Annotated in this window: 27 protein-coding genes and 1 tRNA gene; 11 read left to right on the top strand and 17 right to left on the bottom strand. The window is 61.2% G+C overall.

The features are described 5' to 3' along the window. Positions 1-24: 24 nt before the first annotated feature. The 3 genes from CPH89_RS00595 to CPH89_RS00605 all read right to left on the bottom strand — a co-directional run bounded on the left by CPH89_RS00595 (position 25) and on the right by CPH89_RS00605 (position 1,635). The gene (locus CPH89_RS00595; RefSeq protein WP_053257177.1) at positions 25-264 is read right to left on the bottom strand and encodes a DUF2790 domain-containing protein; all 240 of its coding nucleotides are present in this window, start codon (positions 262-264) and stop codon (positions 25-27) included. A gap of 77 nt (positions 265-341) precedes the next feature. Then, a complete protein-coding gene (gene cynS, locus CPH89_RS00600; RefSeq protein ID WP_053257178.1) occupies positions 342-812 on the bottom strand; it encodes a cyanase in 471 nt (156 codons plus the stop codon). 181 nt (positions 813-993) lie between these two features. Then, positions 994-1,635 carry a carbonic anhydrase gene (locus tag CPH89_RS00605; RefSeq protein ID WP_053257179.1) on the bottom strand — a complete coding sequence of 214 codons (642 nt, stop codon included), beginning with the start codon at positions 1,633-1,635 and terminating at the stop codon, positions 994-996. A gap of 111 nt (positions 1,636-1,746) precedes the next feature. Between CPH89_RS00605 and cynR the strand changes: the two genes are divergently transcribed. Beyond that, a complete protein-coding gene (gene cynR / locus CPH89_RS00610) occupies positions 1,747-2,634 on the top strand; it encodes a transcriptional regulator CynR (protein ID WP_053257180.1) in 888 nt (295 codons plus the stop codon). Between the two features lie 47 nt (positions 2,635-2,681). Here the strand turns inward: cynR and CPH89_RS00615 are convergent, their stop codons facing one another. Then, positions 2,682-2,870 (bottom strand): DUF1737 domain-containing protein, encoded by a 189-nt coding sequence (locus CPH89_RS00615; protein ID WP_081006398.1) that lies wholly within the window; start codon positions 2,868-2,870, stop codon positions 2,682-2,684. 296 nt (positions 2,871-3,166) lie between these two features. Between CPH89_RS00615 and CPH89_RS00620 the strand changes: the two genes are divergently transcribed. Beyond that, positions 3,167-3,334: a DUF2986 domain-containing protein gene (locus CPH89_RS00620; RefSeq protein ID WP_069551007.1), complete on the top strand. Its 168-nt coding sequence runs from the start codon at positions 3,167-3,169 to the stop codon at positions 3,332-3,334. Here CPH89_RS00620 and CPH89_RS00625 read toward each other — a convergent pair. The 5 genes from CPH89_RS00625 to CPH89_RS00645 all read right to left on the bottom strand — a co-directional run bounded on the left by CPH89_RS00625 (position 3,305) and on the right by CPH89_RS00645 (position 7,621). Beyond that, positions 3,305-4,288 carry a GlxA family transcriptional regulator gene (locus CPH89_RS00625; protein ID WP_053257182.1) on the bottom strand — a complete coding sequence of 328 codons (984 nt, stop codon included), beginning with the start codon at positions 4,286-4,288 and terminating at the stop codon, positions 3,305-3,307. The genes CPH89_RS00620 and CPH89_RS00625 overlap by 30 nt on opposite strands. Positions 4,289-4,292: 4 nt before the next feature. After that, complete coding sequence (locus tag CPH89_RS00630; protein WP_053257183.1) at positions 4,293-4,835, bottom strand: cysteine hydrolase family protein; 543 nt, start codon at positions 4,833-4,835, stop codon at positions 4,293-4,295. A gap of 135 nt (positions 4,836-4,970) precedes the next feature. After that, complete coding sequence (locus CPH89_RS00635) at positions 4,971-5,396, bottom strand: VOC family protein (protein ID WP_053257184.1); 426 nt, start codon at positions 5,394-5,396, stop codon at positions 4,971-4,973. Between the two features lie 110 nt (positions 5,397-5,506). Continuing rightward, positions 5,507-6,382, bottom strand: coding sequence for a LysR family transcriptional regulator (locus CPH89_RS00640; protein ID WP_053257185.1), 876 nt, complete (start codon positions 6,380-6,382; stop codon positions 5,507-5,509). A gap of 27 nt (positions 6,383-6,409) precedes the next feature. Next, on the bottom strand, positions 6,410-7,621 hold the full coding sequence (locus CPH89_RS00645; protein ID WP_053257186.1) for a YeeE/YedE family protein: 1,212 nt from the start codon (positions 7,619-7,621) through the stop codon (positions 6,410-6,412). A 199-nt stretch (positions 7,622-7,820) separates the two neighbouring features. Here CPH89_RS00645 and CPH89_RS30045 point away from each other — a divergent pair, with 199 nt between their 5' ends. From CPH89_RS30045 to CPH89_RS00665, 5 genes are all read left to right on the top strand, one after another. Beyond that, on the top strand, positions 7,821-7,961 hold the full coding sequence (locus tag CPH89_RS30045; RefSeq protein WP_155512288.1) for a hypothetical protein: 141 nt from the start codon (positions 7,821-7,823) through the stop codon (positions 7,959-7,961). Between the two features lie 7 nt (positions 7,962-7,968). Next, a complete protein-coding gene (locus CPH89_RS00650; protein WP_053257187.1) occupies positions 7,969-9,186 on the top strand; it encodes an MFS transporter in 1,218 nt (405 codons plus the stop codon). A gap of 90 nt (positions 9,187-9,276) precedes the next feature. Further along, positions 9,277-9,552, top strand: a complete 276-nt coding sequence (locus CPH89_RS00655) for a metal/formaldehyde-sensitive transcriptional repressor (protein WP_053257188.1) — start codon at positions 9,277-9,279, stop codon at positions 9,550-9,552. Then, on the top strand, positions 9,549-10,463 hold the full coding sequence (dmeF, locus tag CPH89_RS00660; RefSeq protein WP_053257189.1) for a CDF family Co(II)/Ni(II) efflux transporter DmeF: 915 nt from the start codon (positions 9,549-9,551) through the stop codon (positions 10,461-10,463). The genes CPH89_RS00655 and dmeF overlap by 4 nt, the downstream gene beginning before the upstream one ends. 32 nt (positions 10,464-10,495) lie before the next feature. Further along, positions 10,496-10,675, top strand: a complete 180-nt coding sequence (locus CPH89_RS00665; RefSeq protein WP_053257190.1) for a DUF1289 domain-containing protein — start codon at positions 10,496-10,498, stop codon at positions 10,673-10,675. 34 nt (positions 10,676-10,709) lie between these two features. Here the strand turns inward: CPH89_RS00665 and CPH89_RS00670 are convergent, their stop codons facing one another. Next, complete coding sequence (locus CPH89_RS00670) at positions 10,710-11,576, bottom strand: DNA/RNA non-specific endonuclease (protein WP_053257191.1); 867 nt, start codon at positions 11,574-11,576, stop codon at positions 10,710-10,712. A gap of 94 nt (positions 11,577-11,670) precedes the next feature. Further along, positions 11,671-12,888 (bottom strand): MFS transporter, encoded by a 1,218-nt coding sequence (locus CPH89_RS00675; RefSeq protein WP_053257192.1) that lies wholly within the window; start codon positions 12,886-12,888, stop codon positions 11,671-11,673. A 121-nt stretch (positions 12,889-13,009) separates the two neighbouring features. Between CPH89_RS00675 and CPH89_RS00680 the strand changes: the two genes are divergently transcribed. Together CPH89_RS00680 and CPH89_RS00685 are read left to right on the top strand one after the other, a co-directional pair. Continuing rightward, positions 13,010-13,657 (top strand): TetR/AcrR family transcriptional regulator, encoded by a 648-nt coding sequence (locus CPH89_RS00680; RefSeq protein WP_053257193.1) that lies wholly within the window; start codon positions 13,010-13,012, stop codon positions 13,655-13,657. Positions 13,658-13,672: 15 nt separating this feature from the next. Continuing rightward, complete coding sequence (locus CPH89_RS00685) at positions 13,673-14,341, top strand: hypothetical protein (RefSeq protein ID WP_053257194.1); 669 nt, start codon at positions 13,673-13,675, stop codon at positions 14,339-14,341. On the opposite strand, the gene CPH89_RS00690 is transcribed toward CPH89_RS00685, so the two are convergent. From CPH89_RS00690 to CPH89_RS00700, 3 genes are all read right to left on the bottom strand, one after another. Next, positions 14,327-15,262 carry a LysR family transcriptional regulator gene (locus CPH89_RS00690; RefSeq protein WP_053257195.1) on the bottom strand — a complete coding sequence of 312 codons (936 nt, stop codon included), beginning with the start codon at positions 15,260-15,262 and terminating at the stop codon, positions 14,327-14,329. The genes CPH89_RS00685 and CPH89_RS00690 overlap by 15 nt on opposite strands. A 218-nt stretch (positions 15,263-15,480) precedes the next feature. Beyond that, positions 15,481-15,556, bottom strand: a tRNA-Asn gene (locus CPH89_RS00695). An 81-nt stretch (positions 15,557-15,637) separates the two neighbouring features. Next, on the bottom strand, positions 15,638-16,525 hold the full coding sequence (locus CPH89_RS00700) for a LysR family transcriptional regulator (protein ID WP_053257196.1): 888 nt from the start codon (positions 16,523-16,525) through the stop codon (positions 15,638-15,640). Between the two features lie 101 nt (positions 16,526-16,626). Between CPH89_RS00700 and lldD the strand changes: the two genes are divergently transcribed. Beyond that, on the top strand, positions 16,627-17,769 hold the full coding sequence (lldD, locus tag CPH89_RS00705) for an FMN-dependent L-lactate dehydrogenase LldD (protein WP_053257197.1): 1,143 nt from the start codon (positions 16,627-16,629) through the stop codon (positions 17,767-17,769). 280 nt (positions 17,770-18,049) lie between these two features. Further along, on the top strand, positions 18,050-18,976 hold the full coding sequence (locus CPH89_RS00710; protein WP_053257198.1) for a GGDEF domain-containing protein: 927 nt from the start codon (positions 18,050-18,052) through the stop codon (positions 18,974-18,976). A gap of 22 nt (positions 18,977-18,998) precedes the next feature. On the opposite strand, the gene CPH89_RS00715 is transcribed toward CPH89_RS00710, so the two are convergent. The 3 genes from CPH89_RS00715 to CPH89_RS00725 form a co-directional block, all read right to left on the bottom strand. Then, positions 18,999-19,805 (bottom strand): iron-containing redox enzyme family protein, encoded by an 807-nt coding sequence (locus CPH89_RS00715; RefSeq protein ID WP_053257199.1) that lies wholly within the window; start codon positions 19,803-19,805, stop codon positions 18,999-19,001. A 46-nt stretch (positions 19,806-19,851) separates the two neighbouring features. Beyond that, on the bottom strand, positions 19,852-22,314 hold the full coding sequence (locus tag CPH89_RS00720) for an EAL domain-containing protein (protein WP_053257200.1): 2,463 nt from the start codon (positions 22,312-22,314) through the stop codon (positions 19,852-19,854). A 71-nt stretch (positions 22,315-22,385) separates the two neighbouring features. Beyond that, entirely contained in the window at positions 22,386-24,188 is a 1,803-nt protein-coding gene (locus CPH89_RS00725) for an ABC transporter ATP-binding protein (RefSeq protein ID WP_167422784.1), read from the bottom strand. Positions 24,189-24,191 lie beyond the last annotated feature (3 nt).

Consider the following 24,191-nt stretch of genomic DNA (forward strand, 5'->3'; position numbering starts at 1 on the left):
GTTAAAAAACAAACAATGGACGGCTCAACCGTTGGAGCAGCCGTTACCCATCACGTGGTATTCGAGAATGTGCCGCTGACCCTTGGCGTCTTCATAGGTCATCCGCACGGGCACCACCGCGCAGACGTCCGGCACTTCGCTGGTGGAAATCACACGGGCGATGTCCAGGTGCTGGGCGTAGCTGTATTGCTCGACCGGGAGTGGCTCGTCGGCCATCGCTGCGGCGCAAAACACGCCGAGTATCAGTACACGTAACGCTTTCATTTTCAGATCACCTCTTCGGCAGCATGAGGAAAGGCGAACCCGGCGCCTGTGCAGCGCCGGGCTCACGGGTAGCGGGATCAGAACGGTTTGGTCGGCAGGTATTTGCCATCCAGGGTGATCACGGCGCGGGAGCCGCCGTCCGGGTCGTCGACCTTTTTAACGTCGAGCTTGAAGTTGATGGCGCTGATGATGCCGTCGCCAAACTTCTCGTGAACCAGCGCCTTGAGCGTGGTGCCGTAGACCTGAATCATTTCGTAGAAACGGTAGATGGTCGGGTCGGTGGGGATACCGTTGCCGATGCTGCCGCGCACCGGGATGGTTTGCAGCAGGAGCACGGCATCGGCGTCGAGCCCCAGGGTGTCGGCAACCACTTGGGCGGCGTCGGCCGGCAGTGGGTGCTGGCCGAGCAAGGCGGCGGTGACGAAGGCTTCGTGCAGGCCCGTGCCTTCGGCGATCTGGGCGAACGACAGGTCTTTGCGGGCTTTGGCCAGGAGGATGACGTCGGCCAGGGCAAGGCGAGTGTTTTGGCTGATTTGTGACTGGATCATGGGGTTATCTCCGTGGGTAAACATTAAGGGTGAAACGGCTAGTGCCAATCGGGACAGCGCCGAAGATCAAGTGTGGGAGCTGGCTTGCCTGCGATGCAGGCAACTGGGTGTGCCAGGCAGACCGGGTGGATGCCATCGCAGGCAAGCCAGCTGCCACCTTCAACTTTCTTCGCTTGCGGGGTCAGTACGAAACAGCGCGTACGGTCGGGTTGTCGGCCAGGGCCACGAACTTGCCGGTGCGGCCATCGAAGGCCTGGATGCAGCCGCTCTCGATGTCGTAGACCCAGCCATGCAAGGTCACGCGCTTTTCTTCGAGGGCCAGGCGTACCGAAGGGTGCGTCTGAATGTTGGCCAACTGCGCGATGACGTTTTCGCGGACCATGGAGGCGACCTTGGCGTGCGGGTCGACGTGCTGGCGGGCCTCGTTCACGACTCGGCCGGAGTCGGCGTAGCGCAACCAGCCAGCCACGGCGGGCATGTGGTCCAGGCATTTGCAGGTGGCGATGGCGGTCATCGCGCCGCAGTCGGAGTGCCCGCAAATCACGATGTCGCTGACTTGCAAGGCGGCGACGGCGTATTCCACCGAAGCCGACACGCCGCCCGGCTCGGGGCCGTAGGACGGCACGATGTTGCCGGCGTTGCGGATGACGAACAGGTCACCGGGCTCACGCTGCGTGACTAGCTCTGGCACCAGGCGGCTGTCGGAGCAGGAGATGAACAGCGCCCGTGGGCTCTGTTGGTTGGCCAGGTCTTTGAACAGGCCGGCACGCTCGGGGAAGGCGTTACGTTGAAATTTCAGGAAACCGTCGATGATGTCTTGCATGGGTGACTCCTTGGGTTCGCGATGCGATGAAGCAAAGGTTACCCAGCCCATTTAATAAGGTAAAAGTCTCATATATGATCAAGCACATCAGATAATCTTATGGATACAGCCATGCTGGCACGACACATCCAATACTTCCTTGCGGTCGCGCAGCATCAAGGTTTCACCAAAGCCGCAGCGGCGCTGCATGTCTCACAGCCGGCGCTGTCGCAGCAAGTGCGGCAGTTGGAAGAAAGCCTTGGCGCGCAGTTGTTTGATCGCTCAGGGCGCAAGACGCGCCTGACCGATGCCGGGGAGGTTTACCTGCACTATGCGCTGCGAGCGGCGCAGGAACTGCAGGAAGGCACACGTGCGATCCATGACGTCGGCGACCTGAGCCGAGGGACGCTGCGGATTGCGGTCACGCCGACCTTCACCACGTACCTGGTCGGGCCACTGGTCGAAGCCTTTCACCGCCGGTACCCGAACATCACGCTGAACGTGCGTGAGGTCGCCCAGGAACAGATGGAGCTGCAACTGCTGGCCGATGAGCTGGATGTGGGCATCGCGTTTGATGAGCGGCACGCCCAAGACATCGACGCCTATCCCCTGCTGGTCGAAACACTCGCGCTGGTGGTGGGCAATCAGCACCCGCTGGCCGCGGCGCAGGCTATTGGGCTGGAAGCATTGAATGCAGAATCGCTGATTCTGCTGAGCGCCGAGTTTGCCACGCGTGAGCAGATTGACCGCTATTGCAAGCAACACGGTATCCGCCCGCGCGTGGTGATGGAGGCAAATGTGATCGGTGCGCTCACTGAGGTGGTGCGCAGGACCACCTTGTCGACGCTGTTGCCGGCGGCCATTGCGCGAGCGCATCCGGAGTTGCTGGCGATTGAGCTTGGGCCGCAGCGGCTGCAGCGCACGGCGGTGCTGATGCAGCGCAAAGGGGTTTATCAGTCGTCCGCGTCTCGAGCGTTTATGCAGGTGGCCAAGGAGGTCGCTGCGGCGCTGGGCGAATGAACCGCGCCGGGCCGGCCTTCGCTGTTATCGAGGTGAGCCACCACGGCCTACTTGACGGGGTTCCAAACGATAGCCTGAGCCACCACGACGTGTTCGCCATTGAAGGTGGCCGCGGGCGAGCCATACAGCTGGTAGCCCAGCGCGAGGGCTTCAGAGACTCGATGACAGAACGATGCGTCATCTTTACCGGTGAGTAACCGGTAAACAGGTAAGCCTTCGGGAGGAGTGGTTTGCATGGGCGTGCCTTCCTGAATCGACATGAGAATAATGAGGCCCAGGCTTACCTTAAGGTCACTGGGCGAACCGACTGTAGCATTCCCGCCCGACCCTGCCTCCTGCCCCTGAAGATTCATCGGGCGATCAGGTGCCAACAACGCGTCTGCACCCGCACCCCGCCCTGTCAGAGCGCGGTACACCAAGGCAGGCCAACAACGCGGGTGAACGTATGCCCGTATCGAGGCCCTGACGCCGACACCTGAGTCAGTGACTTAAGCTGATATCATTCCAGCAATTACCCGCTGAGTAGCACGTCATGAATCGCCAGAAAAAACTCCAGCAGCTCTTTAAGGCCAAAGCCAAAAAAGCCAGCGCCAAATTGGCGCCGAAAAGCAAAGATAAGTACATCAGCAAAGCCGACCGCGCGAAACTGGACGCTGAGGTTGAGCAAGCCTCAACCAGCGGCGGCGACACGCCCAGCTGAAGGCGTCCCCGCTTCATATTTGCCCCAGATGCGCCGCAGATGGCGCGCCGAACCAAAGCCTGCGCGCTCGGCGACGGTTTCAATGTCCAGGGTCGACTCAACCAGCAACTCACGGGCCACGGTTAACCGCAGCGTGTGCAGGTAGTCCAGCGGACTGCTGCCGACATGCTCGTGGAACAACCGCGCCAGGTGCCGGCTGCTGGTGCAGGCCAGGCTGGCCATGCGCGTGACGGTCCACACCTCACAGGGCGCCGCGGCGATTGCGTCCTGCACCCGATGCACGGCCGGGTGCAGGTGGTTGCGCCCGGCGATCCACGGCGAAAGCTGCGGGTCGGCGCCGCTGCGCCGCATGTACACCACCATATCCCGCGCGACGGCACAGGCCAGCCGGGGCCCGGCCAGTTGCGCGACGAGGTGCAGCATCAGGTCGATGCCCGCCGTCACACCGGCGCTGCAACTGACCGGACCGTCGGTGACGTAAAGGCGGTTTTCCAACACCCGCGCCTTGGGGGCCAGTCCTTGTAACGTCGAGCACAACGCATGGTGCGTGGTGCACTGGCGCCCGTCGAGCAGGCCTGCACGGGCGGCACTCAAGGCGCCTGCGCAAACGCACATCAGCCGCTCGCCCGACACGGCGAAGACATTTTGCAGCCACTGGGTCAGCGTATCGCTGGCCGACTCGAACGCCTGCCGGCGCTGCGCCGTGACCTTTGACGTCGAGCCCACCAACACCACCCACGTGCCCGGCGCCAGGGTTGGCGGGAGCGGCGCCAACCCCGTGAGCGGCAAGCCGATGGAGGTTTGCAGGGATTGCACCGGGCTGACGTACTGCAAATCGAAGTCGATGGCCGCCGGGTCCTCGGCTTGAGCGGCCAGGCGCAGCACTTCGGCAGGGCCCGCCAGGTCCAGCATCAGCACGTTGGGCAGCAGCACGAACAGCACCGGCACGGTCATGGGTTCACCCCTCCAACGCCTGGGCCACCGTCACGATGCGGGCAAAACGCTCGTCCAGCACCAGTTCGGTACGCTCGCGAATCTCTGCCGAGGTGTAAACCCGACCGCTGCGGGCGTGGGTCATGGGGAAGGTCAAGGTCGCCTCGCTGACGAAATCTACACTGAGGCCACTGTCCGAGGCCTGGCGCGTGGTGGTTTCACAGCACTGTTCGGTCCGAATGCCACTGATGATCACCGTGGTGACTCCCCTCTCCGTGAGCCGGGCCGCCAACGGCGTTCCGGCAAAGGCGCTGTGGTAGCGCTTGTGAATGATCACGTCGGGGTTGATCGACAACTCGCTCAACGCCCTGACATTGCCCGAGGCCAGCGAGAAATGCCCCTGGTCTTCGACATGGAAGACTTGTATCACCGGGATGCCTTGTTGAACACACCCGTCGATGAGCGCCTGCTGTTTTTCAAGGTAACCCGGCAGGTCATTTTCGGACCAGTAGGTTGAATGACGAAACGAATGTTGCGCATCGATTACGATAAGGGCTTTGCGGCTCATGACGTGTCCTCTGGGCTTGCACTACGGTAAGTGATGCAAGCCATGGTAGGCACACACGCGACTGTGCAACAGACGCGCGGCGGACCACTTCAGGACCGATTCGGACATAAGTGACGGCCGGCAACGGGTGTGCAATTACTTGGCGAACAGCTGACTCATGTCCTTGAACGCCTTGAACTCCAGCGCGTTACCGCAGGGGTCGAACAGGAACATGGTGGCCTGCTCGCCCACCTGGCCCTGGAAACGAATGTAGGGCTCGATCACAAAGCGGGTTTCGCGCGCCCTGAGCCGATCCGCCAAGGCTTCCCACTGGTCCCAGTGCAGGATGATGCCGAAATGCGGGACCGGTACGTCGTGGCCGTCAACCGAGTTGGCGTGCACCGATGCCTGGGATTCAGTCTTGGGGTGTTCGTGGATCACCAACTGGTGGCCGTAGAAGTCGAAATCGACCCATTGGGCGCTGGAACGGCCTTCGCAGAGCCCGAACACGTCGCCGTAGAAGTGGCGCGCGGCGGCGAGGTCGTAGACGGGAATCGCTAAATGAAAGGGCGAAAGGCTCACGGTGGCTACCTGCAAGGGCTGTTGGTTAGCGCACGATTCTTCACTAGAACGACGGGGCGATAAAGCGGATATCTTGCGCCCTGAGCCTCAATTTTTTCGATGCTCGCGCCCTACTTCGCAGCGTCCAGCACGTCCATGACGCACGCCCTGAATAACTCGAAGAGCGGCAATTGGCGTTGGGCGTACTTGCTCAGCAGCACGATTTCACGAAAGAACGTGAGGTTCTCCAAGCGCAAAACCCGCACGTCGCTGCCGTGTTCCAGCCACATGCCGGCCATGGGCACCAGGGAAACGCCGAGGCCGCTGCGGACCATCTTAACGATGGCGTCCAGCTCGTCGAGTTCGAGGGCGGGTTGAGTGTGGATGTGTTGCTCCTTGAGAAACTGCGTGACCTGGCGCCCGCCGAACGAACCGCGGTCATAGCGCACAAAGGGCTGCTCGCGGAGAAGTTGCAACGGGTCATCGCCCTGCACGTCCCTGGCGGCGATCAATACGAAGGGCTCGCGGGCGATGACCTCGACACTCAGGTCTTTGGGCAGGTTGAACGGCGGGCGGATCATGATCGCCAGGTCCAGCTCACCGGCATCGACCTGGCTGAGCAAGTTCAGCGAAACGCCGGGCACCAGGTTCACTTCAATGAACGGTGCACGCTGCTTGAGGGCCACCAGCGCCTGAGGCAGGAGGCCGGTTTGCACACTGCCGATGGCACCGATACGCAACGCGCCCTGAAAGTTGTTCGCGCTGTCCGGGGTGCCCATACGCGAGAAGATATCGAGGATCTCTTCCGCCAGCGGCACCGCCCGCTGCCCTGCGCAGTTGAGCGTGGCAGAGCGGCCGGTGCGATCGAACAGCTTGACCCCGAGCGCGTCCTCAAGGTGCTTGATCTGCGCGCTCACGGCCGATTGCGTCAGCCCCACGTGCTGGCCGGCAGCGGCAAACGTGCCGCGCCGCGCGGCACTCACAAAGGTCCTTAGTTCTCGAATCATGCGGGTACCTTATCGATTGTTGTGCGCTCAGCAACCGCTCAACGCTACCTGCGGCCGTTCGCCGGCGAAGAACCATGGCCGCAACCGCACGCCCACGCTGTTACCGATAAACGCCGCCACCAACCATACCCAGCCATGCAGGCTGCCCGAGGCGATGCCACTGAAGTACGCGCCGATATTACAACCGTAGGCCAGCCGCGACCCATAACCCAACATCAAGCCACCGATAACCGCCGCCACCAGCGAGCGCGCCGGGATGTTCAGGCTGGGGGCGAAACGCCCGGCCAGGCCTGCGGCCAACAGCGCGCCGAGGATGATACCCACGTCCATCACACTGGTGATGTCTGCCCACACCGGCGCCGCCAGGGCCTTGGCATTGCCGGGCAGTTGCCAGAACGCCCAACTGGCCACATCGATACCCAACCCGCTTGCCACCTTGGCGCCCCACAGCGCGAACGCCGACGTAATGCCCCACGGCCGCCCGGCCAATGCCAGGGTCGCGTAGTTGAGCAGTGCCAGGCCAATCGCGCCCCACACCAATGGCCATGGCCCGCGCAGGAAGCGGCGCAAGCCGAGGTGTTCGCTGGTTACGCCCGCCTCAAGCTGGCCATGACGGCGCTTTTCCAGGCGTACGGTGAGGGCGGCGATAAGGCCGAACGCAGCCAGGCTGACGAGCAATGCCGGTAACACGCCAAAGCTTTTGACAATGGAGACCGCCGGGAACGCGGGCAACGCAAACCACCAATCAACATGGTGCGTAGCGATCAACGAACCGCAAATAAAGAACAACAGTGTCACCAGCATGCGCGCATTCCCGCCGCCCACGGTGAACAGCGTGCCCGATGCGCAACCGCCGCCCAACTGCATGCCGATGCCGAAAATAAATGCCCCAAACACCACCGACACGCCAGCCGGCGCCACCAGCCCGACCACCGGCTGACCGAACAAGGTGCCGGCCCCCAGCGCCGGGAAAAACAACAGCACCGCCACGGCCAGCATCACCATTTGCGCACGCAAACCGGCGCCGCGCCGATCATTGATAAATACACGCCAGGCCGACGTGAAGCCGAAGGCGGCGTGGTACAAGGTCAAGCCCAGCGCGGCACCGACCACCAGCAACAGCACTTGGCGCGAGCCGACGCTGTTTTGCAGGAATACGGCGCCGACGACCAGGACGATAAAGGCCACCAGCGGCGCGAAGGGCTTGCGCGCGGGCGTCAGGGGAAGCGAGGTGCTCATGGCGAATCTCAGTCTGTTTGAATCGGGTGGGTGGGATGACGGCAAGTATAAACCCAGACTGGTAACATTCAGCTCATGCCGCCTACGCTTGCACCGTTGCATCAACACCTGTCGCCCCAGGCACACGACGAACTCGCCGCTGCGGTGAAATCGCTGGCGCGCCTTGCTGATTGTTGTACGACCCGATTGAGGAAGTAGCATGGCTGTCACCTCGCTGGACGCAACCACCGCCCTGATCATCGAAGCGCACGCCTGCCACCGTCAGCGCGTATTCCCCACGCGCGGTAAATCGGGCACGGCACCGACCTTGCTCGGGCCGCTCGGCAACGGGGGTAACTGAAGCCGTCATGAGTGTCCTCGGCACTTTCCGCTCCCTGCGCAGCCCCAACTACCGCATCTGGGCCGCCGGCGCCCTGGTGTCCAACGTCGGCACCTGGATGCAGCGCACCGCCCAGGACTGGCTGGTGCTCACCCAGCTCACGCCGCACAACGCCGCGGCCGTGGGCATCGTCATGGCGTTGCAGTTCGGGCCGCAGCTGTTGTTGCTGCCCTGGACCGGTTTTGCCGCCGACCACTACGACCAGCGCAAACTGCTGATCGCCACCCAGGCGGTCATGGGCGTACTCGCGCTGACACTGGGGGTGTTTACCATCACCGGGTTCGTGCAGCTCTGGCACGTCTATGTGTTTGCGTTTCTATCAGGGTGTGCCTCGGCCTTCGATGCACCGGTGCGGCAGATTTTTGTGGCGGAGCTGGTGGGCGAGAAGGACTTGTCGAATGCCATCGCACTCAACTCAACGTCGTTCAATATGGCGCGCATGATCGGCCCGGCGGTGGCGGGCGTGACCATCGCTTCGGTCGGCACCGGCTGGGCGTTCCTGCTCAATGGTTCGAGTTTTTTTGCGGTGCTGGCGTCCCTGTTTTTCCTGCGCGTCTCGCGTCTGCACACCAAGGTGCGCGCCCCACGCACCAAAGGCAGCCTGACCGAGGGCATGCGTTATGTGTGGGCGCGGCCGGACCTGAAGGCAATCTTGCTGATGCTGTTTCTGATCGGCACCTTCGGCATGAACTTCCCGATTTTTATCTCGACCATGGCCGTCAGCGTGTTCCAGGCCGATGCGCGTGGCTACGGCCTGCTGACCTCGACCCTGGCCATCGGCACCATCGCCGGGGCATTGATTGCCGCGGGCAGTGAACGACCGCAGTTCAAGTCACTGTTGATTGGTGCCGCGGTGTTCGGGTTTGGCTGTTTCCTGGCGGCCCTGGCGCCCAATTACTGGATGTTCGCGATTGCGCTGGTGATCATCGGCGTGGGCGCGATGACGTTCAGCAACACCACCAACAGCTTGATGCAACTCACCACGGAGCCGGCCATGCGCGGCCGGGTGATCGCCCTGCGCGTCGCCGTCGCACTGGGTGGCACGCCGCTGGGTGCGCCCATCGTCGGTTGGGTGGCCGACCACCTGGGCCCGCGCTGGGCGCTGGTGGTCGGCGCGGTGTCCGGCATTCTGGCGGTTGGCGTGGCGCTTTACACCCTCAGGCGCCAGTTGGATAAGCCCAGGTAGCCGCCTTGAGCATGTCGCCGCACGCGCAACATTGCATAGGGGGGCGGGGTATGCAATGATCCGCACCCTCATAGGTAGGAGGGGTATATCGTGGGCCACATCGCCGCAAACAAAGACAGCCTGATCAAGCGCGTCAAACGCATCGCCGGGCAGCTCCAGGCGGTTGAGCGAGCGCTGGAGTCAGACCTCGACTGCGCCAAGACGCTGCACCTGGTGGCCGCCACACGCGGCGCCATCAACGGCTTGATGGAAGAAATTATCGAAGACCATGCCAGGGCGCATGTGGCCGATCCCTCACTCAGCGAGGAGGCCCGCGCACGCGGCGTTGAAGAACTGCTGGAAGCCATTCGGCGGTACTCCAAATGAACGCCCTCCCTAGTGCTCACACGCACGAACATGTCTTCCTCGGTTCGGCCCATGACGAAAACGCCAAACGCACCCTGTGGGTGGTGATGCTGACGGTGGTGATGATGGTCGCAGAAATTGCCGCCGGGGCCGTGACCGGTTCCATGGCGCTAATGGCGGACGGCTTTCACATGGCTACCCATGCGGCGGCGCTGGGCATTGCCGCTGCGGCCTACGCCTACGCCAGGCGCAATGCGAGTAACTCACGCTACAGCTTCGGCACCGGCAAAGTCGGCGACCTGGGTGGCTTCGCCTCGGCGCTTATCCTGGCGCTGGTGTCCTTGGGCATTGGTGTCGAGTCGGTGATGCGCTTGCTGCAGCCGGCTGAAGTGCAGTTTGGTACAGCCACGCTGATTGCGGTGGTGGGGCTGGCAGTAAATGTCGTCAGCGCGCTGTTGCTGGGCCACGGTCACAGCCACGGGCATGATCACGACCACGACCACGACCATCATGGCCACGACAACAACATGCGCTCAGCCTACGTGCATGTGCTCGCCGATGCGCTGACCTCTGTGCTCGCCATCGCCGCGTTGCTGGCCGGCCGTTATCTGGGCTGGGTGTGGCTGGACCCGGCGATGGGTATCGTCGGCGCGGTGGTGATTGCGCGGTGGTCCTGGAGTTTGATGCGCACGACCGCTGGCGTATTGCTGGATCAAACCGATGAACACGTCGCCGCAGAAATTCGTGAACTCGTCGAACAACCCGGTGATGCGACGATTACCGATCTGCACGTGTGGCGCGTCGGCCCCGACGCGCACGCGGCCATCGTCAGCGTGGTGGGCCGCTCGACCACCGATGCCGAAAGCATTCGCGAGCGCCTCAAACCGGTGCATGAAGTGAGCCACCTCACCGTTGAATTTCGTGCGGCCTAGCCGCGCGCGCCCTAGCAAACCCAGGTGAACCCTTGGCTAAAGATATCGAGAACCCCTGCATCTCCACTTGCCAACTGAGTGGTGATCTGTGCGTCAGCTGTGGACGGAGCAAGGACGACATCCGTAAGTGGAAGCGCATGAAGCGCCCGGAGAAAATGGCCGCCGTACAGCGCGCGACGTTACGGTTGAAGGCGCTGAAGAAGGCCAGGTAAGGCTGGCGGTTCTGCCAGCCTTGGGGGTGTCACATCAGGTGCGCCCCACCGACCCGGTGACCGGAAGATTGCCCAGCAACTTGAGCCCGGTGCTTTTCACAAAGGTGTCGTAGTCCATCGGCTTTTGGACACGGGTTTCCGCATTGGGCAGCACATAGGCCCAGGCGCGTTTCGACGAGGTGTCGTAGACCAGCTTGAACAGACGCGTCGGCACCCAGACCTTGTTGTCGCCGATGGTGCTGTAGCCCGCGTCAAACAGCGGGCCGGTAAACACAAACACATCGCCGCCGGCACGCACGGCAAACTTGCGCACGTCCGCCTCGACCTTGCTCCAGATCTTGCGGTTGTTGGTGGGGTCTTGCGGCACCATGTTCGACAGCGCGAAAGATTGGGCCATGGCATTCGCATTCGGCGCATCAGCGGCCGGCGACTGGTGACCACGGTCGACCGCCGGATGCTGGCCACGGTAGTCGCTCAACTCTGCGCGCGCGCCCTTGGGAATGCGCGGGTCCGCGTAGAACTGGTTGGTGCGCTCCTCGCCCTTGGCGTCCTTCAACTGGGCGGCATTCAAGCGTTCGACCACCACCAGCGGCGTCTTGCTGGTTTGTGAGTAGAGCACCGCGAAGTTATCCGAACACAACGCCAGGGGTTTCATCGTGGCGGGCACGCTGGCCGTGTTGATCGGCGTGGCGCCTGGGAACAGGTCGACGCAGGCGTCGAATGAAAGCTGTTTTTCTTTACTGGAATAAAGGTCGAGGGCCGCGTGCTGGCTGATCGAGCCGGAGCGAGCAGTGTGTTCCGGGGTGGGTAACTTGATCAGGTCCAGCAGGCCACGGGCTTGTACGCCAGTGGATAGCAAAACAAGGGCCGACAGCCCAACTGCAATTTTGCGCAGGTGCATGCATGACTTCTTCGAAAGGGAGTGAGGCGGCAGGCTCCGAAAAACGGAGCCAAGTGAATGATATTGCGAGGATTATTGACCCAACTAAGTCAGATTAGTGCCCGGCCACGGCCGGTTTTTCTGTCTCACGTGCACCCGGTTTGAACCCGTGGGCATGAGCGCCCCAGGCGATCAAAAACGATACCGCTATTAATACCACCATCGCCCAGGGAAACGAGGCGACGCCCCAGGTATCCAGCAGCACGCCGCCGACCACACCGCTGCCGGCAATCGCACTGTTCCACGCCACCACGTTCAGCGACAGCGCCACATCCGCGCCATCCCCGGCGGCATCCGCCAGCGCGGTTTGCAGCAATGTTGCCGCGCCACCGAAACTCAGCCCCCACACGGCCATGCCGAGGTAGATGACGCTGGGTACACGGCCCGAGAAGCCGAACACCACGCAGACCGCCGCGAACGTCGCGAGGCTCGCCAGTACGGTCGTGCGCAACAGCGGCTCGACCAGTTTTGCCGTCAGCCAAATCCCCGCCAACGCGGCGATGCCGAACACCAGCAGCACCAGATCGACGCGATCGCTCAAGCCCGCAGGCGCCACGAAGGGTGCGATGTAGGTGTACAGAATGTTGTGCGCCAGCATCCAACTGATCACGACCGCCAGCACCGGCCGCACGCCGGGGGTGGTCAGCACGTTACCCAGCGACACACGCTGATGCGCCGCCTGCGGCGGATAGTCCGGGACCTTCACCAGCACCCACACGATCAGCACCAGGGTCAGCGCCGACATCAGGCCGAACGTGGTGCGCCAACCCACCAGGCCACCCAGCCACGTGCCGAGCGGTACGCCCAACGACAGCGCAATCGGTGTGCCGACCATCGCCAAGGCAAGCGCCCTGCCCTGTTGCTCCGGCGCGACCATACGCCGCGCGTAACCCGCCAGCAGGCTCCAGGCCAAACCCGCCGCCACACCAGCGAAGAAACGCGCCACCAGGGTGACGCCATAGTGGGACGACAGCGCCGTGATGGAGTTGAACAGCAGGAAGCCGACAATGGTCAGCAACAGCACATTTCGCCGCCGCCAGCCACGGGTGGCGATCGTCATCGGGATCACCGCCAGCACGGAGCCCAAGGCGTAGGCGGTGACCATCTGCCCGGCTGCCGACGGCGAAATCGACAGGCCTGTGCTGATCAACGGCAACAGGCCGGCGGGCAGGGTTTCAGTGACGATGCAGATAAAGCCGGTCATGGCCAGGGCGAGCAAGGCGCCAATGGGCAAGCGCTCGGACGACGCGGATACGCTGAGTGAGGGGGTCACGGGAAACTCCTTTTGAGCCACTTAAATACTGATCGATACAAATGTTGCAGGCGGGCGTACTGCATTGTCAATGACTTATGTATCGACTAGTATTTATCTCGTTCTTCAGAGGAGTCTCGACATGGCGCAAATGGGCCGCCCGCGTAATTTTGACCGTGACCACGCCGTGGAACAGGCCCTGCACCTGTTCTGGGAGCACGGCTACGACGCCACCTCCCTCGCCCAGCTCAAAGCCGGCTTGGGCGGCGGCATCTCTGCGCCGAGTTTTTACGCGGCGTTCGGCTCCAAAGAGGCGCTGTTCGATGAATGCGTGCAGCGCTACCTCGCGACCTATGCCCAGGTTACCGAATGCTTGTGGGACGACACCTTGCCACCGCGCGAGGCCATCGAAACCGCGCTGCGCCAGTCGACACGCATGCAGTGTGAGGACGGGCACCCCAAGGGCTGCATGGTGGCACTGGGTGTGATGAGCGCACCCAGCCCTGAAAATGCGCGGGTGGCGGATGCCTTGACGCAATCGCGCGCACGAACGCGGGCGGGCATCGTGGCGTGTGTTGAGCGTGCAATCCGTGCCGGGCAACTCCCGGACACGCTTGATGCGCCGGTGATGGCAACGGTGTTCGACAGTTTCCTGCAGGGCGTTTCGATCCTGGCGCGCGATGATGTGGCACACGCCACCCTTGATGCCGCAATCACACAGCTCATGCAGACGTGGGAGATTGCTTCTGCGAGGGTGGGCCGCAGAGTCGCAGACAACGAAACCGTTTAAACGGATGGCATGCGCATGAAGCTCTTCAAAAAACTGTTCGGCGGCTTGAAAACACCGACGTCCACGATGGGCACCTCGCCGTCCATCCATTTGCTGATTGCCGAGCCCACCGTCACACCGGGCGCCTGTGCCGACACACGGTTTGGTGGCACGCCATCGGTTAACGAAGGCTTTGCCTGGCCCACTTGCAAGGGTTGCGCGAGCCCTCTGCAATTTCTTGGGCAGATCCGCCCTACCGGCGCCCAGCACCTGCACCTGATTTTTATGTGCGATGAAAACCCCGGTGAATGCGGGCAGTGGGAAGCAGACGGCGGTGCCAACGCGGTGGTGTGCGTGCCAGTCAACGACCTGCACGTCGCGGCCCTGCCGAGCGCGGGCCAAGTGACCCGCGGCACAGGCTACGGCGCACGGGTCGAGCCGACCCAGGCCGTTGATTACACGCAGGCGCACAACGCGTTTAGCGGTCGCCGTCGCGACGTCCTCGGCCAGCTTGGCGGCGCACCTTGCTGGTTACAGGCCGAGCAAACACCGAGTTGCAACCATTGCAACGCACCGATGCGCTTTGTCGCACAGCTCGAACCGGGCCCCGACCACACAACGGAGATGAACTTCGCAGGCGGTTGCGCTTACCTTTTCGAGTGCGACTGCTCGGGCGTCTCGGCGAAATTCTTATGGCAGTGTTGAGTCCTTCGCCCACAGCTCCCGATACCCGAGCAAAAAATCCACAAACGCACGCACCCGATGTGGCACGTAGCGCCCGTGGGGATACAGCAACGTAAACGGCCGCGAGCGTCCCCCAAACGGTTTCAACACTTCCACGAGACTGCCCTCAGCCAGCGCTTGCTCAACAATAAACCTGTACGTCTGAAACAGCCCGGCCCCGTGTTTGGCCAGGGTCACGCCACCCAGCACATCATCGGCACAGCTGTACCCCGCCGCCCCTACATACTCCTGGGCTTTGCCGTCCACCTGGAACAACCAGGAAATACGCCGGCCATTACTCGGCAGTTCGTACTGGATGCACTCATGCCCGGGCAAATCCTCCAAGGTCTGCGGCGTACCGACTCGCTTGAGGTAAGCCGGGGCTGCCACCACCACCAGTTCAGCCTCTTCCAGCGGGCGCGCGATCAGCGACGAGTCCGGCTGGGCACGCACGCGAATGGCCAGGTCATAACCTTCGGCGACGAAGTCGATATTGCGATTGCTGATGTGGATGTCGACGCTGACTTGAGGGTACAGCGCACGAAATTTGGGCAACAACGGCAGCAAACGGTGGTGGGCGTAGGTGGTAGGGATACTGATGCGCAGCAGCCCGGACGGGACAGACTGCGCGCCCATGACTGCCTGTTGCGCCTCGACCAGTTGCGTCAACGCCTGGCGGCATTGCTCGAAAAAAATCCTGCCGCTCTCGGTAAGCCGAATGCTGCGGGTGGTGCGCACAAACAGGCGCGAACCCAGACGCTCCTCCAGGCGCGAGATGCTGCGGCTCACCGCCGCCGGCGTCACCCCCGCTGTTTGCGCGGCAGCGGTGAAACTATTGGCTTCGGCTGCGAGACAAAACAGCTCAATGCTGCCTAGCTGCAAATCTTCAAAATGACGCTTCATGACGGGCTACCAAACCACTGTTCGCCGCCATACTTACCAGCCTCCCGCGCTTAAATACAGAGCGCCCGCTCGCGCGTGACGTCTTGAACCTGGGAATTTAACCGGTGGAGGAAAAGCGCTGGCGACTGAGTTGAACGGCCGGACCCGGCTGCGCCCCCAACGAACGAGCCAAATCCAAGCCAAAAAAAAGCCTGCATCGCTGCAGGCTTTTCTCTATCTGGCTCCACGACCTGGACTCGAACCAGGGACCCAATGATTAACAGTCATTTGCTCTACCAACTGAGCTATCGCGGAATGCGCCGTATGTTACTGATTAAAAAGAAGAAGTCAAGCACTGCGATGCATTTCAGGCAAAAACCTGCACAGCGGGTTCCTTCACCGCACAGGGCTGGCCATTTCTTTGGCCAGGTCCAGCCATGCGCGGGCGGCGGGTGGCAGGTGGGCACTGGCACGCCAAGCCAGGGCGATGTGCCAATCGGTGTGCGGCTCGTCCAGGGGGATCAAGGCAATCCCGGCGTGCTGATGCTTGAGTGCGAGCATGCGCGGCAAAAAGGCGACACCCAATCCTGCAGAGACCAGGTCGACGATAAAGTCGATTTGCCCGCTACGCGCCGTTACCCGTGGCGTCACACCTTTGAGCTCGCAGGCGGCGAGGATTTTGGCGTTCAGGGCGAAGCCGGCTTCGAACAAGATGAACGGGGAGTCGGCGAGGTCGGTGAAGTCGATGCGTTTGCGCCGCGCCAGTGGGTGGCTCATGGGTAACACAGCCATCAGCGGTTCATTGCGCACGGGTTGGTAGTCAAACCCTTGATCCGCTGGCAGCAGCAGGGCCGCGAGGTCGACCTCCCCGGCTTCCAGGCATTCACGCAGCCTTTTGCTGCCGTACTCGGTGAGTTCGATTTCGATGTCGGGGTAGCGCGTGCGGTAGGCGGCGAACATCGCCGCGAACAGTACACCGCAGCCTACCGGCGGCAAGCCTATGCGCAGTACGCCGCGCTTGAGACCCCGCAGATCATTGATCTCAGCCACCAAATCGTTTTGCTCAGCGAGCAACACCAGGGCGCGGCGGTAAGCAATTTCGCCGGCGGCTGTCAGTTCATTCTTGTGACCCAGGCGGTTAAGCAGCGGCGTGCCCAATTCATCCTCCAGTGTCTTGACCGCCTTGCTCACGGTGGATTGAGTCAATGCCACCACGTCAGCCGCCTGGGAGAAACCGCCCTGGCGCACCACTTCAACAAAGGCACGCAATGTGCGCAGGTTCATCAGTATTCCTTTAGCGACTGGATGCTAGTGATAAAAGTTGTTTTTATCATGCCAGTTTTTTGCTTATCGTGGGGTGACCAAGCTCTGTAGAGAATCCCTTCATGATCATCTCGTCCGCCTCCGACTACCGCGCAGCCGCCAAACGCAAGCTGCCGCGCTTCCTGTTCGACTACATCGACGGCGGCGCTTACGCCGAGCACACAATGCGCGCCAACGGTTCGGACCTGGCCGAGATCAGCCTGCGCCAGCGCATCCTGCGCAATGTCGACAACCTGAGCCTCAAGACCACGTTGTTCGGCAAGGAACAGGACATGCCGATTATCCTCAGCCCGGTCGGCTTGACCGGCATGTATGCGCGGCGTGGTGAGGTGCAGGCGGCCAAGGCCGCAGCCAACAAGGGCATACCGTTCTGCCTGTCGACCGTGTCGGTGTGCCCGATTGAAGAAGTGGCGTCGCAAAGCCCGCAGTCGATCTGGTTCCAGCTCTATGTGCTCAAGGATCGCGGTTTCATGCGTAACGCGCTGGAGCGGGCCCAGGCGGCCGGAGTGACGACACTGGTGTTCACCGTGGACATGCCGACGCCGGGCGCACGCTATCGTGATGCGCACTCGGGCATGTCCGGGCCGTACGCGGCCTCACGTCGGATGCTGCAGGCCATCACCAAGCCACAATGGGCATTCGACGTGGGCTTGATGGGCCGCCCCCACGACTTGGGCAATATTTCCAACTACCTCGGCAAACCCACCCACCTGGAAGATTACATCGGCTGGCTGGCGAACAATTTCGACCCGTCGATCAGTTGGAAAGACCTGGAGTGGATCCGCGAGTTCTGGAAGGGCCCGATGATCATCAAGGGCATCCTCGACCCACAGGACGCCAAGGACGCGGTCAGTTTCGGTGCCGATGGCATCGTGGTCTCCAACCATGGCGGCCGCCAGCTCGACGGCGTGTTGTCGACCGCCAAAGCACTGCCGCCGATTGCCGAGGCCGTGGGTGATGACCTGACCGTGCTGGTGGACTCAGGCATTCGCTCCGGGCTCGACGTGGTGCGCATGCTCGCCCTCGGTGCCAAGGGTTGCCTGCTGGGGCGCTCGACCGTGTATGCCTTGGCCGCCGCCGGCCAGCACGGCGTGGAAAACCTGCTGGATATTTTCGCCAAGGAAATGCGCGTGGCCATGACCTTGACCGGCGTTACGTCGATTGACCAGATTGACCACACCACCTTGGTTCAAGCAGCCAAATAACTGACGCAGTTATTCAGCGACCGATTTTGCCTTTAAAAACGGTCGTTGATTTATAAGGCTTTTTATTAAGTTTAGCAAAGTGGCATGAATCTCGCTCTATTAGCGTTGAAGCAGGTAAAGCGATGACAAGACGTGTGGCACTGCCCAGGGGTTATAACCCATGGCAAAGCGGTTTAAACTGTTCCAATGTTTTACGGAACTGAAGGAACAGTAAGACGCTTGGCATTTGCCACTCTCGTGCAGCCTGTAGGACAGTTATGTGCTTAGAGGCCGTCAGCTTATGAAATCACCGACCCAGACCAACGCAATTGACTTCGACAGTGCCAAATTGCAACGCCTGGGGTTTGGTCAGCCAGCTCTTCTTCCACGTCGTCCAGCCACCCTTGCCCAGCTTCATCAGCAACTGAGCCAGCAATTGCAAACCAGCCTGGAGCCGGAGCGTATCCTGGCTTTGTTCTTTCGTGAAGTTCAGCGCCTGGTTCCTCTGGATGCTCTGCAATATCGCCATGAAGCCAGCGACTTGCGCCTCGAGTTCGGCCACCGCGGCCACCACTCAGTGAGCTACACCTTGAGCCATGAAGGCGAACACTTGGGCGAGCTGATATTCCGTCGCAACCAACGCTTGATGGAAGACGAGTTGGGCCAACTTGAGTCGCTGCTTTCAACCTTGCTTTACCCGATGCGCAACGCCCTGCTCTACCGCGCCGCCACCCGCAGCGCCCTGCGTGACCCCTTGACCGATACCGGCAACCGCATTGCGATGGACCAGACCCTGCAACGCGAAATCGACATGGCCCGGCGGCACCTGAGCCCGCTGTCCTTGTTGATGCTGGACATCGATCACTTCAAGAAAATCAACGACACCCACGGCCATGCAGCGGGCGATATCGTACTGCGCGCCGTGGCCGGGTCGATCAAAAGCCAGTTGCGCAACGTCGACATGGTGTTTCGGTTTGGTGGCGAAGAGTTTCTGATTTTACTGTCGAATACCGGCCGGGACGCGGCTGGCATGGTCGGCGAACGCCTGCGCCGGGCTGCGCAGGTTCAGGATTATTGGGCCGACGGCAAGCGGATCGAATTGACGGTGAGTCTGGGCTGCTCGACCTTGCTGGCTGCCGAGTCTGCCGAAAGCCTGTTGCGCCGGGCCGACAACGCCTTGTATGTGGCAAAGCGCGAAGGTCGCAACCGCTTGGCAATGGCGGGGTAAACACCCCGCCATCACGCTTACATCACGCCTCGCTGGCGATGCGAACCGGGCGTTCGCGAACCACAGCTGACGCCTTGGCTTTTTCATTTTCCAACTGCATGCAGCTTTCCAAAAACAGGTACATGTAGTCATAGCTCTTGCACACGGCCTGGCGCAGCTCGACCTGCAGCGCTTTGCTCGGGTTCATCCCGGCCAGGGTGCAGATGATTTCCAGGGCTTCCCAAGGGTGTGCGTCGTCGTACTGGGCGTGCATCTTCAACCACTTCATTGCGCGCTTGCGGTCTTCCTCAGGGAAGGCAGCCGCGTACACACCGGTCGAACACACCACGGCGGACCACTCCCCAGTCGCCCCCTCGATCGCGTAGTTGGTTGCGGCAATCGCCACGATCAACGCATCGGCCGAGCTGGTGTGCCAGCACCAGTGACTCAGCGCGTGCAACTCAGGCGGTACGTTTTGCGCTTGCAGCTCTTCCAGGCTTACACCATGAGCGCGCGCCCAATGTACCCAGTAATCGGCGTGGTTGAGTTCCACACGAATATTGCGCATCAGCCACCGACGCGCCATATCCTCCCCGGGATGGCGGGCAAACTTGGTCTTGGTGAGGTTCTGTGCCATGTACAAGGCAAACTGCTCCACCACTGGCCAGCCACCGATCAGGTAGTGGCGCATGGTTTTGGCGCTGAGCGTGTTATCGCGCATGCGCTGGTACAGTTCGTGCTCGACAACTCGGCGCTTGCTCTCGCTACAGTCCTGGATCAATTGTTGCGCCCAGGCGGGGTAACTTGAGGCTTCCATAAGCGGGCCGGTTCTGTTGAATGTGTCGATCACTGTAGGGCTCCTTTTTTAAGTGTGATTGTACAGACCAGCAAATGTTTCAGCGGAATGTGCCGGGCGCCTTGAATAACAGAGGCTGCGGCCGCACAGGTCGACACTGCAAGCTATCAAAGGTAAACAGTTGCGGGCGTTCAATCAGGTAGCCCTGAGCGTAATCAACACCGATCTCAAGTAAAGCCTGTTCGATCTGCGGTGTTTCAACAAACTCGGCAATCGTGCGTTTACCCATGACGTGGCCGATGTGGTTGATCACTTCGACCATGGCGCGGTTAATCGGGTCGTCCAGCATATCCTTTACGAAACTTCCATCGATCTTCAGGAAGTCTACAGGTAAATGTTTCAGATAAGCGAATGAGGACATCCCGGCGCAAAAGTCATCGAGGGAAAAATGGCAACCTAACGCTTTGAGTTCATTAATAAAGCGAATTGCACTACCCAAATTGGCTATAGCGCTTGTCTCAGTTATTTCAAAACAAATCATTTCCGGCGGAATGCTGTAAGCCTCGAATTTCTCACGTAAAAAACCGAGAAAATCATCATCTCCGATAGTTATGCCTGACAGATTAATCGCACACATGGCCATAGGTCGCCCGGCCCGTTCGTGCATACAACCGGCGATGATTTTGAATACGTTTTCCACCACCCAGCGATCCAGCGACGTCATCAATCCATAACGTTCGGCCGCCGGAATAAAACTGTCGGGTAGAATGATGCGGCCCGCCTCATCGTGCAGGCGCAACAGGATTTCAATATGGCCGTTGCCGCCATCCGTGTGGCCCAGCGGCGAGATTTCCTGGGAGTAGAGGCAAAAACGATTTTCCTCCAAGGCCACGTGCAGGCGCTGTACCCAGGCCATTTCGCCAAAACGCAGGGACAATTCCGAATCATCGGTATGGTAGACCTGCACACGGTTACGGCCCTTCTCCTTGGCCATGTAGCACGCCATATCGGCCGCGCGTAGTGACGTTTCCAAGGTGGTCGGGGATTGCGAGATATGCACCAGGCCAATACTGACGGTGGTCATGAACGGCCGGCCCTTCCACACGAAATGCAGGCTTTGCACCGTATGGCGCAGGCTCTCGGCGATCTTTTCCGCCACCGCTGCCGGGCAGTTTTCCAACAGGATGCCGAACTCGTCGCCCCCCAGCCGCGCCAGGGTGTCGCCCTCACGCAGGTCCGACTGCAGCAGCGCGCAGATATGCCTTAACAGCTCATCACCCGCCGCATGCCCGCAGGTGTCGTTAACCAGCTTGAACTGGTCCAGGTCGAGAAACATCAACGCATGGCGTCCGCCTTTCTGGCGCCCCACGTTATGCAGCACCTGTTCCAGGCGGAATTCGAACTCGCGACGGTTGGCCAAACCGGTCAAGGCATCGTGGGTGGCTTGCCACGACAGATTGGCAATGTACTGACGCTCCTGCGTCATGTCGTGCAGCACCAGCACCGCGCCGCTGACCTTGCCGGCGCTGCGGATCGGCGCGCCCACCAGAGTGACCGAAACCGTACTGCCATCCAGGCGCTGGATCAGCTTGGAATGCTCGCTGCCACCACTGAGCCGGCCTTTGATGATGTGCTCGATCAGGGTAAAGCTGTCGGGTTCAGCAGCCTCATCGAGCAGATTGAATAACGCCGCCAAGGGCAAGCCTTGGGCCTGGGCACTCTTCCAATGGGTAAGCGCCTCGGCGGCCGGGTTCATGTAGGCGATGGCACCGTCGACATCCGTGGTAATCACACCGTCGCCAATCGACTCCAGGGTGATCTGTGCGCGCTCCTTCTCGGCCTGCAAGGCCATGGCGAACGCGTGGCGCTGGCTCAGTAGCTTGTGGGTACGCAGCAGCGCCAGGGCAATCAGGCCCAGGGCGGTGGCCAGGTTGGTGACCAGCAACAGGCGCAAAATCATCCGCGAACCTTCGCCCAACGCATCGCTGAATGCCTTGGCAGCCGGCGTAACGCCGTCGTTGATGGCAATGATGTGCGCTTTCCACTCGCTTATATCACCGGGGCTGACGTGATCGCTGCGGATCGCCCGGTGCATCGTCTGGGCCAGGTCATCCAGTTGCACCAGGTAACCGTCGCCTACGGTCCACAGTTCAATGGCTTTTTCCAGGTAACTGAAGTGGCGGAAGTTGAGGTACAGCCAAATCACGCTGGACACATCATCGGGGTGGTTGCCGCCCTTAAGGATGCCTTGGCGTGCGGCAGCGAGGTCCGGGGTGGAACGGTCCAGCGCGATGCGCAATTCATGCCCGCCCTGTGGGACGGCAATCGCTTGCTGGTATTTGAGAAAAGTGCTTTCGTCGCGGTTATCAGCGTAGAGCGTCAGGTAGTAGATGGCGTCTTTCTGGCCTTTGGACCAAAGACTCTCGCCAGCCACATAGCCCCGCACCGCCGACAGCACATAGAGACTGACGCAGCCTAACAATGCCTGGAACAATACGACGGCGATAAAGGGCCAGACGATGCCCAACAGCCTTGGCGTTCCGAGAGTCCGCTTTTGCTTCATGAAGTCCCTTACACATGCACAGCTGAATACGCACGCGAAAAACCAATCCCGATAGCACCGACGAAGCTAAATCAACGCACTTGTTGCAGGTGGCCGTACAACTTGGCGTACAACCCACCCTCAGCAATCAGCTGCTGGTGGTCGCCATCTTCGGCGATACGCCCGCCATCGAACACCAGCACCCGGTCAGCCTGCTTAACCGCCGAAAGCCTGTGGGCGATGATCAGTGTAGTACGCCCACTGAGAAACCGCGCCAGCGCCTGGTGCAAGTTGTACTCGGTGGCGGCGTCGAGGGCGGAGGTGGCCTCATCCAGAATCACCACTTTGGGTTCGGCCAACACCATCCGCGCGATTGCCAGGCGCTGGCGCTGGCCACCGGAAAAGCGCACACCGGAGCGCCCCACTACGCTGTCCAGGCCCAAAGGCAGTGCCTTGACGGTAGCATCCAACTGCGCAATTTCCAATGCCTGCCAGCAGGCCTGGTCCGTGCGTGTGCGGCCCATGGTCAAGTTGGCGCGCACGGTGTCGTTGAACAGCGCCGGGTGTTGCAAAACCACGGCGACGTTCTCGCGGATGGTTGCAAGACCGATTTCCTGCTGGGTCGCACCACCAAAACGAATGCTGCCGGCCTGCGGTGTATAGAGCCCCAACAGCAGTTGCACCAAGGTACTTTTGCCGCCGCCACTGGCGCCGACGATCGCGACCTTCTCGCCCGGTGCAATGGCCAGGTTCAACTGGTCAAGCACCAAGTCTTCGCCGTAGCCGAAGTTGAGCCCACGTACTTCGATGCCAACGGTCTCACGCCCGGTGAACGGGTCTTCGCCCCCGGCATATTGCGGCTCGTCGGCACGCGCCAGCAGCTCGTTGATCCGCGTCAGCGCGCCGCCCGCGGCGTAAAAGGCGTATTGCAGGTTAAGCAGTTGTTCCACCGGGCCGATCATGAACCACAGGTAGCTGAACACGGCGAGCATCTGGCCGATGGACAGGTCGGAAAACAACACGGTGAGCATCGCCGCCGCACGGAAGATGTCGATGCCGAACTGGAACAACAGGCCACTGGCACGGCTGGAAGCGTCGGTTTTCCATTGGGAATGAATGGCGTAGTCGCGCACTTCCTGGGCACGCTGGCCCAGGCGCCCGAGGAAAAAGCCCTGGCGGTTGCCGGCCCGCACTTCCTGGATGGCATCAAGGGTTTCGGTCAGGGCCTGGGTGAAGCGCGACGTGCTGTCGTTCTCAAGTTTCTTCAAGTGTTTGACGCGCTTGCCCAACTGCACCGTGGCATAGATCACCAACGGATTGAACAGCAGGATCAGCAACGCCAACTGCCAGTGCATCCACACCAGAATGGCCGAAGTGCCCAGCAGCGTCAGCATGGCCACCAGGAAGCGGCTAAGGGTTTCGCCGACAAACTTATCCAGGGTATCCAGGTCGGTGACCAGGTGCGTGGTCACTGTGCCGCTGCCCAGGCTTTCGTATTCGCCAAGGGATATACGCTTGAGCCGTTCGATCAGGCGCACACGGATGCGATAGACAATGTCCTTGGCCAGCCGTGCAAACAGCCGCGCCTGCACAACGTTGAACACCAACGCGCCGCAACGCAAACACAGGGTCACCAGCAGCATCAGGCCGATATACCCGGCAGCCTGCTGCCAACCCAGCGGCAATGCGTGGTTCATCACGTTGAGTGCGGCATCGCCATGGCCCAGCAGCACTTCGTCGACCAGCAAGGGCAACAACAGAGGGATGGGCACGCTGCACAAGGTCGCCAGCACGGCAACGCCGTTGGCGATCCACAGGGATTTCTTGTGGCGCAGGGCCAGGCGGCGAATTTCCGCCCAGGTCAGGCGATCTGTGCGTTTGGAGGGCTCGGTGATGTC

It is taken from the genome of Pseudomonas fluorescens (assembly GCF_900215245.1).
Classification (GTDB): Bacteria; Pseudomonadota; Gammaproteobacteria; order Pseudomonadales; family Pseudomonadaceae; genus Aquipseudomonas; species Aquipseudomonas fluorescens.

What these genes read in the sequence shown, in the direction of transcription:
- CPH89_RS00595 (WP_053257177.1), bottom strand. Translation starts at nt 264, where the DNA reads ATGAAAGCGTTACGTGTACTGATACTCGGCGTGTTTTGCGCCGCAGCG.
- cynS (WP_053257178.1), bottom strand. Translation starts at nt 812, where the DNA reads ATGATCCAGTCACAAATCAGCCAAAACACTCGCCTTGCCCTGGCCGAC.
- CPH89_RS00605 (WP_053257179.1), bottom strand. Translation starts at nt 1,635, where the DNA reads ATGCAAGACATCATCGACGGTTTCCTGAAATTTCAACGTAACGCCTTC.
- cynR (WP_053257180.1), top strand. Translation starts at nt 1,747, where the DNA reads ATGCTGGCACGACACATCCAATACTTCCTTGCGGTCGCGCAGCATCAA.
- CPH89_RS00615 (WP_081006398.1), bottom strand. Translation starts at nt 2,870, where the DNA reads ATGCAAACCACTCCTCCCGAAGGCTTACCTGTTTACCGGTTACTCACC.
- CPH89_RS00620 (WP_069551007.1), top strand. Translation starts at nt 3,167, where the DNA reads ATGAATCGCCAGAAAAAACTCCAGCAGCTCTTTAAGGCCAAAGCCAAA.
- CPH89_RS00625 (WP_053257182.1), bottom strand. Translation starts at nt 4,288, where the DNA reads ATGACCGTGCCGGTGCTGTTCGTGCTGCTGCCCAACGTGCTGATGCTG.
- CPH89_RS00630 (WP_053257183.1), bottom strand. Translation starts at nt 4,835, where the DNA reads ATGAGCCGCAAAGCCCTTATCGTAATCGATGCGCAACATTCGTTTCGT.
- CPH89_RS00640 (WP_053257185.1), bottom strand. Translation starts at nt 6,382, where the DNA reads ATGATTCGAGAACTAAGGACCTTTGTGAGTGCCGCGCGGCGCGGCACG.
- CPH89_RS00645 (WP_053257186.1), bottom strand. Translation starts at nt 7,621, where the DNA reads ATGAGCACCTCGCTTCCCCTGACGCCCGCGCGCAAGCCCTTCGCGCCG.
- CPH89_RS30045 (WP_155512288.1), top strand. Translation starts at nt 7,821, where the DNA reads ATGGCTGTCACCTCGCTGGACGCAACCACCGCCCTGATCATCGAAGCG.
- CPH89_RS00650 (WP_053257187.1), top strand. Translation starts at nt 7,969, where the DNA reads ATGAGTGTCCTCGGCACTTTCCGCTCCCTGCGCAGCCCCAACTACCGC.
- dmeF (WP_053257189.1), top strand. Translation starts at nt 9,549, where the DNA reads ATGAACGCCCTCCCTAGTGCTCACACGCACGAACATGTCTTCCTCGGT.
- CPH89_RS00670 (WP_053257191.1), bottom strand. Translation starts at nt 11,576, where the DNA reads ATGCACCTGCGCAAAATTGCAGTTGGGCTGTCGGCCCTTGTTTTGCTA.
- CPH89_RS00680 (WP_053257193.1), top strand. Translation starts at nt 13,010, where the DNA reads ATGGCGCAAATGGGCCGCCCGCGTAATTTTGACCGTGACCACGCCGTG.
- CPH89_RS00685 (WP_053257194.1), top strand. Translation starts at nt 13,673, where the DNA reads ATGAAGCTCTTCAAAAAACTGTTCGGCGGCTTGAAAACACCGACGTCC.
- CPH89_RS00690 (WP_053257195.1), bottom strand. Translation starts at nt 15,262, where the DNA reads ATGAAGCGTCATTTTGAAGATTTGCAGCTAGGCAGCATTGAGCTGTTT.
- CPH89_RS00700 (WP_053257196.1), bottom strand. Translation starts at nt 16,525, where the DNA reads ATGAACCTGCGCACATTGCGTGCCTTTGTTGAAGTGGTGCGCCAGGGC.
- lldD (WP_053257197.1), top strand. Translation starts at nt 16,627, where the DNA reads ATGATCATCTCGTCCGCCTCCGACTACCGCGCAGCCGCCAAACGCAAG.
- CPH89_RS00710 (WP_053257198.1), top strand. Translation starts at nt 18,050, where the DNA reads ATGAAATCACCGACCCAGACCAACGCAATTGACTTCGACAGTGCCAAA.
- CPH89_RS00720 (WP_053257200.1), bottom strand. Translation starts at nt 22,314, where the DNA reads ATGAAGCAAAAGCGGACTCTCGGAACGCCAAGGCTGTTGGGCATCGTC.